At 65.1% G+C, this 13,777-nt stretch carries 14 protein-coding genes; 10 read left to right on the top strand and 4 right to left on the bottom strand.

Annotation, left to right across the window (positions count from 1 at the left end):
* Nucleotides 1-7 precede the first annotated feature (7 nt).
* The 6 genes from I6F28_RS07735 to I6F28_RS07710 all read left to right on the top strand — a co-directional run bounded on the left by I6F28_RS07735 (nucleotide 8) and on the right by I6F28_RS07710 (nucleotide 6,130).
* On the top strand, nucleotides 8-958 hold the full coding sequence (locus tag I6F28_RS07735; RefSeq protein ID WP_225139627.1) for an ABC transporter permease: 951 nt from the start codon (nucleotides 8-10) through the stop codon (nucleotides 956-958).
* Nucleotides 945-1,817 carry an ABC transporter permease gene (locus I6F28_RS07730; protein WP_036004454.1) on the top strand — a complete coding sequence of 291 codons (873 nt, stop codon included), beginning with the start codon at nucleotides 945-947 and terminating at the stop codon, nucleotides 1,815-1,817. Before I6F28_RS07735 ends, I6F28_RS07730 begins: the two co-directional genes overlap by 14 nt.
* A complete protein-coding gene (locus I6F28_RS07725; protein WP_225139626.1) occupies nucleotides 1,814-2,806 on the top strand; it encodes an ABC transporter ATP-binding protein in 993 nt (330 codons plus the stop codon). Before I6F28_RS07730 ends, I6F28_RS07725 begins: the two co-directional genes overlap by 4 nt.
* Nucleotides 2,803-3,774, top strand: a complete 972-nt coding sequence (locus tag I6F28_RS07720; protein WP_074447511.1) for an ABC transporter ATP-binding protein — start codon at nucleotides 2,803-2,805, stop codon at nucleotides 3,772-3,774. The genes I6F28_RS07725 and I6F28_RS07720 overlap by 4 nt, the downstream gene beginning before the upstream one ends.
* A 75-nt stretch (nucleotides 3,775-3,849) precedes the next feature.
* On the top strand, nucleotides 3,850-4,917 hold the full coding sequence (locus I6F28_RS07715) for an alcohol dehydrogenase (protein ID WP_036025902.1): 1,068 nt from the start codon (nucleotides 3,850-3,852) through the stop codon (nucleotides 4,915-4,917).
* Nucleotides 4,918-5,050: 133 nt separating this feature from the next.
* Complete coding sequence (locus I6F28_RS07710) at nucleotides 5,051-6,130, top strand: isocitrate/isopropylmalate dehydrogenase family protein (protein WP_057026781.1); 1,080 nt, start codon at nucleotides 5,051-5,053, stop codon at nucleotides 6,128-6,130.
* A gap of 33 nt (nucleotides 6,131-6,163) precedes the next feature.
* On the opposite strand, the gene I6F28_RS07705 is transcribed toward I6F28_RS07710, so the two are convergent.
* The 3 genes from I6F28_RS07705 to I6F28_RS07695 form a co-directional block, all read right to left on the bottom strand.
* On the bottom strand, nucleotides 6,164-6,985 hold the full coding sequence (locus I6F28_RS07705; RefSeq protein WP_225112665.1) for an enoyl-CoA hydratase: 822 nt from the start codon (nucleotides 6,983-6,985) through the stop codon (nucleotides 6,164-6,166).
* A gap of 298 nt (nucleotides 6,986-7,283) precedes the next feature.
* The gene (locus I6F28_RS07700; RefSeq protein ID WP_020608151.1) at nucleotides 7,284-7,655 is read right to left on the bottom strand and encodes a helix-turn-helix domain-containing protein; all 372 of its coding nucleotides are present in this window, start codon (nucleotides 7,653-7,655) and stop codon (nucleotides 7,284-7,286) included.
* Nucleotides 7,656-7,684: 29 nt separating this feature from the next.
* On the bottom strand, nucleotides 7,685-8,734 hold the full coding sequence (locus I6F28_RS07695; protein ID WP_036025896.1) for a LysR family transcriptional regulator: 1,050 nt from the start codon (nucleotides 8,732-8,734) through the stop codon (nucleotides 7,685-7,687).
* 485 nt (nucleotides 8,735-9,219) lie between these two features.
* Here I6F28_RS07695 and I6F28_RS07690 point away from each other — a divergent pair, with 485 nt between their 5' ends.
* From I6F28_RS07690 to I6F28_RS07675, 4 genes are all read left to right on the top strand, one after another.
* Nucleotides 9,220-9,486: a hypothetical protein gene (locus tag I6F28_RS07690; RefSeq protein WP_225183001.1), complete on the top strand. Its 267-nt coding sequence runs from the start codon at nucleotides 9,220-9,222 to the stop codon at nucleotides 9,484-9,486.
* Nucleotides 9,487-9,692: 206 nt separating this feature from the next.
* The gene (locus tag I6F28_RS07685) at nucleotides 9,693-10,424 is read left to right on the top strand and encodes a cytochrome c biogenesis CcdA family protein (protein ID WP_036004503.1); all 732 of its coding nucleotides are present in this window, start codon (nucleotides 9,693-9,695) and stop codon (nucleotides 10,422-10,424) included.
* Between the two features lie 143 nt (nucleotides 10,425-10,567).
* Nucleotides 10,568-10,840 (top strand): hypothetical protein, encoded by a 273-nt coding sequence (locus tag I6F28_RS07680; RefSeq protein WP_225139625.1) that lies wholly within the window; start codon nucleotides 10,568-10,570, stop codon nucleotides 10,838-10,840.
* A gap of 259 nt (nucleotides 10,841-11,099) precedes the next feature.
* The gene (locus I6F28_RS07675; RefSeq protein WP_225139624.1) at nucleotides 11,100-12,644 is read left to right on the top strand and encodes a peroxidase family protein; all 1,545 of its coding nucleotides are present in this window, start codon (nucleotides 11,100-11,102) and stop codon (nucleotides 12,642-12,644) included.
* Nucleotides 12,645-12,721: 77 nt separating this feature from the next.
* On the opposite strand, the gene I6F28_RS07670 is transcribed toward I6F28_RS07675, so the two are convergent.
* Nucleotides 12,722-13,777 carry an ABC transporter substrate-binding protein gene (locus I6F28_RS07670; RefSeq protein WP_036037747.1) on the bottom strand — a complete coding sequence of 352 codons (1,056 nt, stop codon included), beginning with the start codon at nucleotides 13,775-13,777 and terminating at the stop codon, nucleotides 12,722-12,724.

Genomic DNA, 13,777 nt, shown 5'->3' with positions numbered 1-13,777 from the left:
CCGCGCGATGCTGAACTTCGTCGCGCGGCGGCTGCTTGCCATGCTGCCGGTCCTGCTCGCCGTCTCGTTGCTGACGTTCCTGATCGCCTCGCTGCTGCCGGGCGATCTCGCGCTCGTCATCCTGGGCGATCAGGCAACGCCGGAGAACGTCGCGGCGCTGCGCCGCGACATGGGACTCGACCAGCCGCTGTGGTGGCGTTACCTGAGCTGGCTCGGCCACGTGGTGCAGGGCGATCTCGGCCGCTCGTTTCGCACCGGGCAGACGGTGCTGCAGGCGGTGGCCGAACGCATCCCGGTCTCGCTGCAGCTGATGCTGATGGCCGAGTTCATCGGGCTCCTGATCGGTGTTCCCGTCGCGATCGCCTGTGCCGCGCGCGCCGGCGGTGCGTTCGACCGCTTCATGACCGGCTGCGCTTTCGCGATGCTGTCGATGCCGTCGTTCCTGACTGCGATCCTGCTGATCTATCTGTTCGCGGTCGAGCTGCGCTGGCTGCCGGCGACCGGCTATGTGCCGTTCACCGAGGCGCCGCTGGCCAATTTGCGCTTCTTCGTGCTGCCGGCGCTGACGCTGGCGCTGGCGGAATGCCCGGGCATCATGCGGGTGCTGCGCTCCGACATGATCGCGACGTTGCAGGAGGACTATATCGCGCTGGCGAAAGCAAAGGGTCTCAAGCCATCGCGCATCCTGTTGGTGCATGCGCTGAAGCCTTCTTCGCTGACCCTGGTGACGGTGACGGGCATCAATATCGGTCGCCTGCTCGGCGGCACGCTGATCGTGGAAACGATCTTCGCGCTGCCCGGCATCGGCCGGCTGCTGGTCGGGGCGATCTACACCCGGGACCTCGTCATTCTCCAGGGCGTGGTGCTGCTGGTCGCCTGCGGCTTCGTCATCGTCAACTTCATCGTCGACATGCTCTATGCCGTGCTCGACCCCAGGATCCGCCATGGCCACGCTTGAGCTGTCGATCCAGGACGAGGAGGTAGCTGCGCCGGTCGGCCGCAAGCCCAAGCTCGGCCTGTTGTTCTGGATCGCAAGCGCCTGGGTTGCGATCATCCTTTCGCTAGCGATCCTGGCGCCGGTGCTGCCGCTGCAGAACCCGACCGATATGGACATGCTGGAACGGCGCGCCGCCTTCTCCGGGGAACATTGGCTCGGCACCGACGGGCTCGGCCGCGACGAGCTCGCCCGGCTGATCTTTGGTGCGCGGGTGTCGCTAACGGTCGGGCTGATCGCGCCCATGATCGGCCTCGTCATCGGCGGCGCGCTCGGCCTGCTGGCCGGCTATTTCCGCGGCCGGTTCGAGACGCTGGTGGTCGGCAGCATGGATGTGTTGCTCGCCTTTCCGCCGCTGATCTTCGCGCTCGCGGTGGTCGCCTATCTCGGGCAGTCGGTCCCCAACCTCACTATTGTCCTCGGCGTGCTCGGCATTCCCGCTTTCATGCGCGTGGCGCGCGCGGCGACGCTGACGCTGGCGCGGCGCGAGTTCGTGATCGCCGCCGAGGCGTTAGGGGCTAGCCATGCGCGCATCCTGCTGCGCGAGCTGCTGCCGAACGTCATCCTGCCGCTGCTCGCCTTCTTCCTGCTCGGCGTCGCCGTCACCATCGTGGTCGAGGGCGCGCTGTCCTTCCTCGGCCTCGGCGTGCCGCCGCCGATGCCGAGCTGGGGCAGCATGATCGGGGAGGGACGTGACAGTCTGGACGTCGCGCCGCGCCTCGCCTTTCTGCCGGCGGCAGCACTGTTTGCGACCGTGCTGGCGTTCAACCTCGTCGGCGACACCTTGCGGGCTCTCACCGACCCACGTCAGGGGGCACTGTGACCGCGCCGCTCCTGGCCATCGAGGATGTCGCGGTCGAGCTGCCGACCTCGCGCGGAAACCTGCGCGCGGTCGATCACGTCGACCTTTCGCTGCAGGCCGGCCGCACGCTCGGAATCGTCGGTGAATCCGGCTGCGGCAAGACCATGCTCTCGCGCGCCGTGCTGCAGCTGCTGCCGAAGAAGGCGAAGCTGACGGGCCGGGTGATGTTCGACGGCGAGGATCTGGTGCGGCTCGAGCCTGAAAGCCTGCGGCGGCTGCGCGGGCGCGACCTCGCGGTCGTATTCCAGGACCCCATGACCTCGCTCAACCCTGTGCTCACCATCGGCACGCAGCTGATGGAGACGATCCAGGAGCACCTCGAGCTTGACGCTCCCGCCGCGAAGGCCCGCAGCATCGAGCTGCTCGCCGCCGTCGGCATTCCCGCCCCGGAGCAGCGGCTCGCGCAATATCCGCATCAATGCTCCGGCGGCATGCGCCAGCGCATCGCGATTGCGATCGCACTGTCCTGCGAGCCGAAGCTCCTGATCGCGGACGAGCCGACCACCGCGCTTGACGTCACCATCCAGGCGCAGATCCTCGATCTGCTCGCGCGCGAGCAGCGCCGCCGCCACATGGCGATGATCATCATCACCCACGATCTCGGCGTCGTCGCCGGCCGGGCCGACGAGGTCGCGGTGATGTATGCCGGCCGGGTGGTGGAGCGCGCGCCGACGCAAGCCTTGTTCAAGCGCATGCACATGCCCTACACCGAGGCACTGCTGGCGGCGATCCCGAAGCTCGATACCGCGCCGCATACGCCGCTGCCGGCGATCTCGGGCCGTCCACCCGATCCGACGCGCCCGCTGAAGGGCTGCTCCTTCGCGCCGCGCTGCAGTTATGCCGGCGGGCGCTGTCATGAGGCCAAACCGGTCCTGACCAGCGCAGAGGTGTCGGGACATCTCTATGCCTGCTTCCATCCGATCCGGATGACGGAGGGGATCGAGGCATGATGCAGCTTGCCGCGCGCCCCGCGCCGCTTCTCAACGTCGACAATCTCGTGGTCGAATACGGCCTCGGCAACAAGATTGTTCATGCCGTTTCCGGTGTCAGCCTCCAGGTCGCGCGCGGCGAGACGCTTGGGCTGGTCGGCGAATCCGGCTGCGGCAAGTCGACGCTCGGGCGCGCGGTGCTGCAACTGCGCCGCGCCAAGTCCGGCCGCGTGATGTTCGACGGCGAGGACCTCACCGCGATGGAGGGCGAGGCGCTGCGCCGGATGCGCCGCCGCGTGCAGCTGATCTTCCAGGATCCGATTGCTTCGCTCAATCCGCGCCGGCGCATCGGCGACATCGTCGCCGAGCCGCTGATCATCGCCGGGATCAAGGATGCCGCCGAGCGCAAACGGCGCGTTCACGAGGTGCTCTCCGCGGTCGGGCTCGACCCCGATCTCGTGGCGACCCGCCTGCCGCACGAATTCTCCGGCGGCCAGTGCCAGCGCATCTGTATCGCGCGCTCGCTGGTGCTCAACCCGGAGTTCATCGTCTGCGACGAGCCGGTGTCGGCCCTCGACGTCTCCATTCGCGCGCAGATCCTCAACCTGCTGGAGGAGATGAAGGCGCGCTTCGGTCTGACGCTGCTGTTCATCGCGCACGACCTCGCGGTGGTCAAAGCGGTCAGCGACCGCGTCGCGGTGATGTATCTCGGCCGGCTCTGCGAGGTCGCCCCCTCCGAGCAATTGTTCGCGCGGCCTGCGCATCCCTACACCGCGCTGCTGTTGCAGGCGATCCCGGTGCCGGATCCGGACGTGCGACCCGCCGAAAGTGTGGCGGCCGGCGAGCCGCCATCGCCGATTGCGCCGCCGTCCGGCTGCCGCTTCCGCACCCGCTGCCCGCGCGCGGATCAGCGTTGCAGCGCGGAGATACCGGAGTTGCGCCAGGTCGCACCCGGCCAGTTCGCGGCTTGCCATCATCCGCTGGCCTGAACTAAGACCGGTTTGTCTGGTCGCGCCGACCATGGCATGGTGGCGCGACAACAAGAAGCATGCGGGAGGACGCCGATGAAGAGTTTCAAGGTTGCCGATTTCAAGGCGCCGCTGCAGGAGGTCGACGAGGCGACGCCGCAGCCCTCGGGCACGCAGGTGCTGATCAAGGTGAAGGCCGCCGGCGTCTGCCACAGCGACCTCCACATCTGGGAAGGCGGCTACGATCTCGGCCATGGCCGCAAGCCGCTCTCGTTGAAGGACCGCGGCATCAACCTGCCGCTGACCATGGGCCACGAGACGGTCGGCGAAGTCCTCGCCTTCGGCCCCGACGTGAAGCCGACCGACCAGGGCGACCTGAAGGTCGGCGATGTCGGGCTGGTCTATCCCTGGATCGGCTGCGGCAAATGTGCAACGTGCCTCGCCGGTGACGAGAACATGTGCCTGACGCCGCGCTCGCTCGGGGTCTATTGCGACGGCGGCTATTCCGATCACATGCTGGTGCCGCATCCGCGCTACCTGCTCAATCTGAAGGGCCTCGATCCCGCGACGACCGCGCCCTATGCCTGCTCGGGCGTCACCACCTACAGCGCGCTGAAGAAGGTCGAGCAGCATTTCGACACGCCGATCGTGATGTTCGGCGCCGGCGGCCTCGGCCTGATGGCGTTGTCGCTGCTCAAGGCGATGGGCGGCAAGGGCGCGATCATGGTCGATATCGACGCGAGGAAGCGCGAGGCGGCGGAGAAGGCCGGTGCGCTTGCGACCGTCGATCCCAAGGCCCCTGACGCGCTGGAGCAGCTTGCCAAGAAGGCGGGCGGCCCTATCCGCGCCGTGATCGACCTCGTCGGCAACGCTGCTACGACGCAGCTCGGCTTCGACTGCCTGACCAAGGGCGGTAAGCTCGTCCTTGTCGGCCTGTTCGGCGGCGGCGCGACCTGGGCGTTGCCGCTGATTCCGATCAAGGCGGTGACGATCCAGGGCAGCTATGTCGGAAACTTGCGCGAGACGCAGGAGCTGCTCGACCTGGTGCGGTCGAAGAAGGTGCCGCCGATCCCGGTGACGCCGCAACCGCTCGCCAAGGCCAACGACGCGCTGCTGCAATTGCAGCAGGGCGCGGTGGTCGGGCGTACGGTGCTGACGCCGTAACGAATGCTCTCTCCCTCGTCATTGCGAGGAGCGAAGCGACGAAGCAATCCAGAATGTCTCCGTGGATGCAGTTCTGGATTGCTTCGCTTCGCTCGCAATGACGACCTGGTTGACACCTCCCTTGAGGCCTTAAATGTCCGCAAACAACGCCTTCCACATTGCCGTGCTCGCCGGTGACGGCATCGGCCCTGAAGTCATGGCGCCGGCGCTGGAGGTGCTGCGCAAGGTCGGCGAGAAGTCCGGCCTCGGCTTCCGCTTCACCGAGGCGCCGGCCGGCGCCAACCATTATCTCGCGACCGGCAAGTCGATGCCGGATAGCACCATCAAGCTCTGCGAGGAGGCGGACGCGATCCTGCTCGGAGCCTGCGGCCTGCCGTCGGTGCGCTACCCCGACAACACCGAGATCGCGCCGCAGATCGAGCTGCGCTTCATCTTCGATCTCTATGCCGGCGTGCGTCCGGCGCGCCTCATTCCGGGCGTACCGAGCCCGATCGTCGGCGCGGACCAGCGCGGCATCGATCTCGTCGTGATCCGCGAGTCCACCGAAGGCCTGTTCGCCTCGATGGGCAAGGGCGTCGTCACCCACGAGGACGCGCGCGAGACCATGGTGATCACGCGCAAAACCTCCGAGCGTTTGTTCGAGTTCTCGTTTCGCCTTGCCGAGCGGCGCAAGGCGCGCGGCAAGCCGGGCGCGCTCACCTGCGTCGATAAGGCGAACGTATTCAAGGCGTTCGCGTTCTTCCGCGGCATCTTCGACGAGATCGAGAAGAAGCATCCTGACGTGAAGACCGACCGGCTCTATGTCGATGCCTGCTCGGCGATGCTGGTCAAGCGTCCCTGGGATTTCGACGTGATGGTGATGGAGAACATGTTCGGTGACATCGTCTCCGACATCACCGCAAGCCTGATCGGCGGCCTCGGCATGGCGCCGTCCGCCGACATCGGCGACAAGTACGCGGTGTTCCAGCCGTGCCACGGCACGGCGCCTGACATCATGGGGCAGGGCAAGGCCAACCCCACCGGCATGATCCTGTCCGCCGCGATGATGCTGGATTGGCTCGCCGACAAGCACGGCATCGAGAGCGCTGCGGAAGCCGGCGAGACGATCGAGCGTGCGGTGGACCAGGTCTATGCCGGCGGCATCAAGCCGATGGAATTCGGCGGCGGCAATGGCACGGCTGACATCACGAAAGCGGTGCTGGGAGCGCTGTAGGGGCTGTGCTCCTGGCCTCTCTCCACGACGAAATTACTTCCCCCTAAACTGCGGCTTCCGCTTTTCCATGAAGGCCTGCCGGCCCTCGCGGAAATCCGCGCTGTCCATGCAGGCATTGCCGATCACCTTGATCGCCTCCATGTCGCGCCGGCTCTCGTCCTTCAGCACCTGCGCGATTGTGATCTTGGCCGCCTTGATCGCGAGCGGGGCGTTCTGCGCGATCGTCTCGGCCATCGCCATGGTCTCGCCCCAGAGCTCGCCTTGCGGAAACACGCGCTCGACGAGGCCGATGCGCAGCGCCTCGGCGGAATCGATGCGCATGCCCGTATACATCAGCAGCCGCGCCCAGGACGGCCCGACCAGCGACACCAGATGCCGCAGGCCGTCATAGCCATAGGCGATGCCGAGCTTGGCGGCGGGAATGCCGAACTGGCTTTCATGCGAGGCGAGGCGGATGTCGGCGAGCATGGCGACCTGCATGCCGCCGCCGAGGCAATAGCCGTCGATGCAGGCGATGGTCGGCTTGGGATAATCGGCGAGCAGCGCGCGCTGGGCGGCGCTGCGCTTGGCGTATTGCTCGGATGCCGCCGCATTGTGCCTCACCTTCTCGAACTGGCTGATGTCGGCACCCGAGACGAACGCCTTGCCGCCGGCGCCGCGCAGGATCACGACGCGCACCGTGTCGTCGTCGCGCAAGGCCGTCAACGCCTCGCCAAATCCCTCCCACATCTCCAGCGACATCGCGTTGCGCTTGTCGGGATTGTTGAAGGTGATCACGCCGACGCCATCGGCCGTGTGCGTCAGAATCTTGCCGTCGGCGTAAGGTGTTCCGGTCGTGCTGATAACGTCTGGCATCGCGCGCTCGCTGCTCGGTGGCGAGGCGCAATGTGCGGCGCAGGCGCCGCCGCGGTCAACCGGCGCGGGAGAGCAGAGCCTGCATCCGCCTGTGCTGCGATTGCATGGCGCGCGGCGTTCGACGGAGGCGGAAAGGTCGGGGGAAGACCGCCAACAAAAAGGGGCGGCCATGCCGCCCCGAGACCGGCCGCGCGCGGTTGCGCGCAGACATCTTTCGGCCGATCTCGTGCAATCCGGCCGCGCCCCCGTGACGCGGCGGATTGAACGTCGGCCGTGAAGGCCGGACCGTCGACCGGCCTCAGCTCTCGTTCGCCGCGATCGATTCCATCAGCGAGACGAGCTGACGCTGCACCGTCTGATCCTTGATCTTGCTGTAGGCGCGCAGCAGGCGGAGGCTGAAGGCCGAATCGAGAAAGAGCAGGCTCTCGACTTCGCGGGCCTTGTTGTCGCCGTCGTAGAAGAAGGTCACGGGCACATCGAGGGCGGAGGCGATCTGCTGAAGCCGGGCCGCGCCGACGCGATTGACGCCCTTCTCGTATTTCTGCACCTGCTGGAAGCTGACGCCGAGCTTCTCGCCGAGCTCGGCCTGCGAGATCTTCATCTCGACGCGCCGCAGACGGATCCGCTTGCCAAGCTCGATGTCCGGCTTGCCCGCGCTGCGCTGCTTCATTCTTTTGGCCGCTGCTTTCATCTCTGTTTTCACCTTTGTTCTTCGGTTGAAAATCCCCCGAAGAGCTGGGTCAGGGGTTCGCCCATATACGAGTCCTTGAATTCATGCGGGTGCACGAACTCTTCCTTAAACCACGGGAAGCGGGCCGGATTGAAAGCCTCGATCAGCCAGTCAATCATGTGCCGCACGCGCGGGATACGGCCGCTACCAGGGTGGTAGGACAGCCAGATATCCAGCGGTCGGTTCAGCTCGACCTCCAGTGGAATTAATTTCCCGCCGAGCGCAATGGCGTAGCTCGGGAAGACGCCGATGCCGGCGCCATTCGCGACCGCCCAATAGTTGGCGCTGGAGACGTTGGTCTTCATGACCAGAAGGTCACGTTCGGACACGCCCGGGAAGAAGCTTTCGAAGGATTCCTTGGCGGCGAGTTGGTCGGCGAATTGCAGCACCAGACGATGCTTGATCAATTCCGCCGCCGAGCGCGGCGCGCCATGCTTTGCGATGTATTTCTCCGAGGCCCAGAACATCAGATGCATGCGGCCGAGCCGCACCAGCTTGATGTCCAGCGCCGAGGGACGGGACAGATGAATGGCGACGTCGGCCTCGTGGCGCGAGACGTCGGCCGAGCGCATCGCGCAATGCAGGTCCACCAGGATCTTCGGATAGGCCTGCTGGAATTCGACCAAGCGGGGGGCAAGCCAGAATGTGCCGAGCCCTTCGGTGACGGCCACGCGGACCTCGCCCGACAGCGCGTTGGCCATCGAATCGCTGGCGCGCAGCACGTCGAAGGTGGCCGCCTCCATGCGTTCGACAGCGGAGACTACCAAGGCGCCCTCATCGGTCAGATGGGTGCCGTGGACGTCGCGCGTGAATAACGTGGTGCCGGTCTGGCGTTCGAAATCGTCGATTCGGCGCCGCACGGCGTTGATCGACAGAGACAGGCGCTCGGCCGCCGAGCGAAAGCTTCCGCATCGGACGACTTCCAAAAATATGCGGGCGGCGTCCCAGTCGGAGAGGCCGCTGATATTTGTCTTTGGGCGTTCCTCCAGAGGAACGCCCCTTTCCGCCAAGGAGTGCATACAATTCCCTTTGGAACGCTAAACTGGCAGAATCTGGCGCAAACCACAACCACGACGGGTTGGGGAACGACGAGTTTTGAACGTCATCCTTACTACCTTAGGGCGGTATTTGGATGCTCCCATGGGCTGGGAATTCGGGCGAGGCTAATCGGCTCGAGTGAGGGGTATGACGTGAGTTCCGTTGCGAGCCGCGAGATGGCTGCGGGAGTGCCGGCGCTGACTGCAATGAACGGTCTTGCGCAGGAGTCGGTGCTCTTCGCCGTTGCTGGATCAATCGCACCGCGTCAGGCGTTCGCTCCCGGAGCATTGCGGCGGTCGCCAAAGGCGCCGCATGGCGATGCGAGCGGGAACCCGGTTCCACAGCAGAAACACACTGAAATCAGGTTCGAAGGCACAGTCGCCTCGTGCTATCTATCGTCTTCCATGGGGGCCGAAGGGGGCGTGACAGATACGTCTCGCAGGCCGAATTAACGGAAAGAACGCCGGTGTCGCATTCAGACGAACAGTTGCAGTCGGTGCTGGAAACGCTCGAGGAGTGCCGCAGGGTTCTCAATGCCTGCAACAGCCGCGAGTCGGCCGAGATGCTGTCCATCGTCATCCTCGACGTCAGGATGAAACTGAAAGGAATTGACAGTGCCGATCTCAAGGCGCTGTGCGACGAAATGCTGCGGAGCGCTGCCAGCGAGCCGCTGCCCCCTTCCAAGCAGACGCAGGACCAGCCCCGGCGTCCGCTGCTCCGCGTGGTGAAGTAGCCGCGCCGCCCAATCTCGCTTTCCGGCGAGGTTTGTGCGCGTCCCGATGCCGCATCTGTGATCACGGAGGGCATCGGGCGGAGCCCTGGCTTTGTGCGCCTCTGTTGCGCATTCTCGGGCATGGGCTACACCAGAGCCGGTTCGGCTCCGGGCCGGGCGCGTTCCCTGCGCGCCCTGACGGGGCCTGAGATGGCTCCGATTGCATCATGCAAAATGTTTCGATTCCGGCCGCACTGATTGCCGGCCTCGTCAGCTTCCTCTCGCCTTGCGTCCTGCCTCTGGTTCCGCCCTATCTGGTTTACCTCACGGGCGCCACGATCGAGCATGTCGAGAGCGACGAGCCGGTCGCGGCCTCCAAGCGCGCGATCATGATGTCGGCGCTCCTGTTCGTGCTCGGCTTCTCCACCATCTTCGTGGCGCTCGGCGCCAGCGCTTCGCTGATCGGCGGGCTGATCCGTGCCTGGTCGGCGGAGCTGTCGATCCTCGCCGGCATCGTCATCATCATCATGGGCCTGCACTTCCTCGGCCTGACGCGGATCGGCTTTCTGATGCGGGAAGGACGCCTGCCGATCCCCAAACCGGTCGGCCTGTGGGGCGCCTATATCATGGGCCTCGCATTCGCGTTCGGCTGGACACCCTGCATCGGCCCGATCCTCGCCGCGATCCTCTCGGTCGCCGCGGCGGAAGCCACGGTGACGAGGGGCGCCGGCCTGCTCGCGGTCTATTCCGCGGGCCTCGGCATCCCATTCCTGATCGCCGCGCTGATGATCGAACAGTTCTCCGCGCTGTTCGCGCGCATGAAGGGCCACCTCGTCAACGTCGAGCGCGCAATGGGCGTCCTGATGGTGCTCACCGGCATCGGCTTTCTCACCGGCGCGGTCTCGAATGTGAGCATCTGGCTGCTGGAGACGTTTCCGGTGCTGCAGACGATCGGTTAGGGCGCGCGGGGACCGGGTTTTCACGGACGAAAAAGTAGAGGAACCGTTGAAATCGGTCAGGCATGCTGCCACGGAACGACGATTCCAAACCTTTCCGGTCCCGAGGCGTTTCATCGGAGGACAACTCGCATGGTGGAGATCACGTGGCCAAGACACTGCGCTTAGAACCCCTGTCGGACAACGCGGCCTTGGTTGCCTGGCAATTTTTGGGGCAGCCGTTGCAGGAGTGGCCGAACTGGGTTCAGTCGAATTGCTCGCTGCAGAAGGATGCCGACGGAAAATTCGAGCTTCGGCACGAGCGGCGCAGCGGCACCCAGATCGTCTATCTCGGCGAGTGGCTGGTGAGAGATCTCGATGGCGGCGTGGACTTCTACACGGACGCTGAAATCTGGTCGCGGTTCGCTGCCAAGCGGTGACGCGCTGAGAGATTCAGCCGACGCGTCGATCGCGCCTTAGTCTGTCCTGCTCGAGCTTCGGACGATCAAAAGCCTGTGTCGTCGGTGGGGCAAAAGGCCTCGCGGCAGGGCCCATCCACAGAATGCAATCTGTGGTAATATTCTCTCGTACTGCACCCTGAGGGGCAATTCTTCAGAACGTATACTGAAACGAGTATTTTAGGCCAATCGACATCTTCGGCGCCCCTCTCCCTTACAGCATTTTAAGCAGGAGCAAGCGATGGGAACCGACGTGAATGTTCATCCCGGTCACGGCAAGGCCGGACGTCAACCGACGCGACAATTTCTGGATACGCTCTCCGGACACGACGATCCGGGCATGTTTGGCCGGATGTTTCCGACCCTGGAGCCGCTGGCTGTCGACGACGGTCCGCTGCGCGAGCTCGCCGACGCGATGAAGGATCCCGCCCCCGGCGACGCCGCGGGCAACAACCTCAACGTCCCCGCGGGTTTCACCTATCTCGGCCAATTCGTGGATCACGACATCACGCTCGATCTGACCTCCTTCGGCGAGAAGGAAGCCGATCCGACGGCGGTCACGAATTTCCGCACGCCCGCACTCGATCTCGACAGCGTCTATGGTCTCGGCCCCGACGGCAGCCGTCATCTCTACGCGCGCAATTCGGCCAGCGACAGCGGCAAGACACCGGGCCCCAAGCTGCTGATCGGCAAGACCGTCAACGTCGATGACATCACCGGCGATCATCGCAACGACCTGCCGCGCAATCCCGAGGGGTTTGCCCTGATCGGCGATCACCGCAACGACGAGAACCTGGTCGTCGCGCAAACCCACCTTGCGATGCTGAAGTTTCACAACAAGGTCTGCGATCAGCTCGCGGCGTCCGGCAAGCCGGCGGGCGAGATCTTCGAGGAAGCGCGCCGGATCGTGACCTGGCACTACCAATGGATGGTCCTGCACGATTTCGTGGAGCGGATCACCGAGAAGGGGATCGTCGCGAAGATCCTCGAGCAGGGGCGGCGCTTCTACCGCTTCAAGAAGATCCCCTACATGCCCGTCGAGTTTTCGGGCGCCGTCTATCGTCTCGGCCACAGCATGGTGCGCCAGATCTATAGCCACAACCGGATCTTCACGCCCGGTGGCCTCGCGCCGGCGACCCTGGACCTGCTGTTCAGGTTCACCGGGCTGTCGGGCGGCATCATCGGCGATCTGGCACCAAACCCAATTCAGCCGCCGCTCCCGCTTCCGGTGCTTTCGAGCAACTGGATCATCGACTGGCGGCGCTACTATAAGCTGTTGCCGAACAATCCTGCCGGCGTGGGCTTCAATCCCTCCCGCAAGATCGACCCGTTCATCGTGCCGCAACTCCATACCCTGCCTGGTGATGGCGGCAGCCTGCCGTTCCGCAACCTCAAGCGCGGCGTGTTGCTGGGATTGCCGTCCGGGCAGGACGTCGCCAAGGCCATGAAGATCAAGAATCCGCTGACGCCGGAAGAAATCTCGAAGGGGAGCGACGGCGCCGTGGCGAAAAAGCATGGCCTGCACCAAAACACCCCGCTCTGGTACTACATCCTCAAGGAGGCGGAGCAGCGGGGCAGCGGCGAAAGGCTCGGCCCGGTCGGCGCGACCCTGCTTGCCGAGGTCTTCGTCGGCCTCGTCCATGGCGACCACCAGTCGTATCTCTGGCTCAAGGGCAAGACCTGGAAGCCGACGCTGCCGTCGCAAGTGCCGGGCGAATTCACGATGGCCGACCTGCTGCGTTTCGTCGGGGATATCAGCCCAATCGACGGCATCTCGACCGTCTAGACCAGACGCCCGCCAGCGTTGCAGACGATAGGCCGGACCGGCGTGCATGGCGCCGGTCTGGACGTTTGCAACAATGCTCAGGGCTTGAACACGTAGCCCGGCGTGATCGCCGCCGTCTCCGGGATCGGCGGTAGGTCGGCGAACAGCTCAGGACGGTCTTTCATGACCTTGAGAATGTGCTTCGGCTCGATATGCGCATTGACATCGAAGGTCGATTTGAGGATGCCGAGCCGGGTGAGCCGGTCCTGGGCGCTCCACAGCGCGCGGTAATTGTTCGCCGACAGCCGGCGGTCCGCCTGCTGGATGTTGAACTGCATCGCGGCCTCCGCGACCTCCTGCTTCAGGCCTGGAATCCAGCGCGTCGCGACTTGTGCCGCCAGCTTCGGGTTCTTGCGCATCCATTGGTCGGCCTCGGAGACGGCGGCGAGGAATTTCTCGATCGTCTCGCCGTTGGCCTGCACCCATGGGCGCAGCGCGACGTTGAAGCCGATATAGGAGATCACGTCGCCGCCCCGAATGATCTCGACGGCGCCCGGCACGTCCTTGCCCGCGACGATCGGCCAGGGGTCCCAGCCCGAGAACGCGTCGATGCCCTTGGCGAGCAGGGCGACGGTCATGTCCGGGGGCGGGGTGTTGACCAATGTTACGTCGTCGGGTTTCAGTCCGGCCTTCTCCAGCGTCGCCAGGATGTAGAGATGGTTGATCGTGCCGAACGACGCCGCGATCTTCTTGCCCTTCAACGTCGACAGGTCGCCCTTGACGATGCCCGAGCCTTCGCGCGCGATGATCGCCATCGTGGCATCGGAGCCGGCCTTGGTGGCGTTGCCGCTGTAATTGCCCAGCGCGACGAGGTCCATGCCGCGCAGCACCGCGCCGATCATGGGTACGCCGACCTGCACGATCTCGCTCTCGCCGGCCTGCAACGCGTTCAGCGCGTCGACACCGGTGGCGTAGGGGCGTGCGATCGTGACGTCGAGCCCGTACTTCTCGAAGAAGCCGCGCTCGAGCGCGATGGGCAGGCCAATCTGGTCGATGCCAGTGACCATGCCGGCCTTGAGTTTCGTCAGGGTTTGGGCGCTTGCCGGCACCATGCCGGCGAGAAGCGCCAATCCAAGCAGCAAGAGTCGTTTCAT

The organism is Bradyrhizobium sp. NBAIM14, assembly GCF_020193895.1.
Taxonomy (GTDB): Bacteria; Pseudomonadota; Alphaproteobacteria; order Rhizobiales; family Xanthobacteraceae; genus Bradyrhizobium; species Bradyrhizobium yuanmingense.
This window is presented reverse-complemented; position numbering and strand designations above follow the sequence as displayed.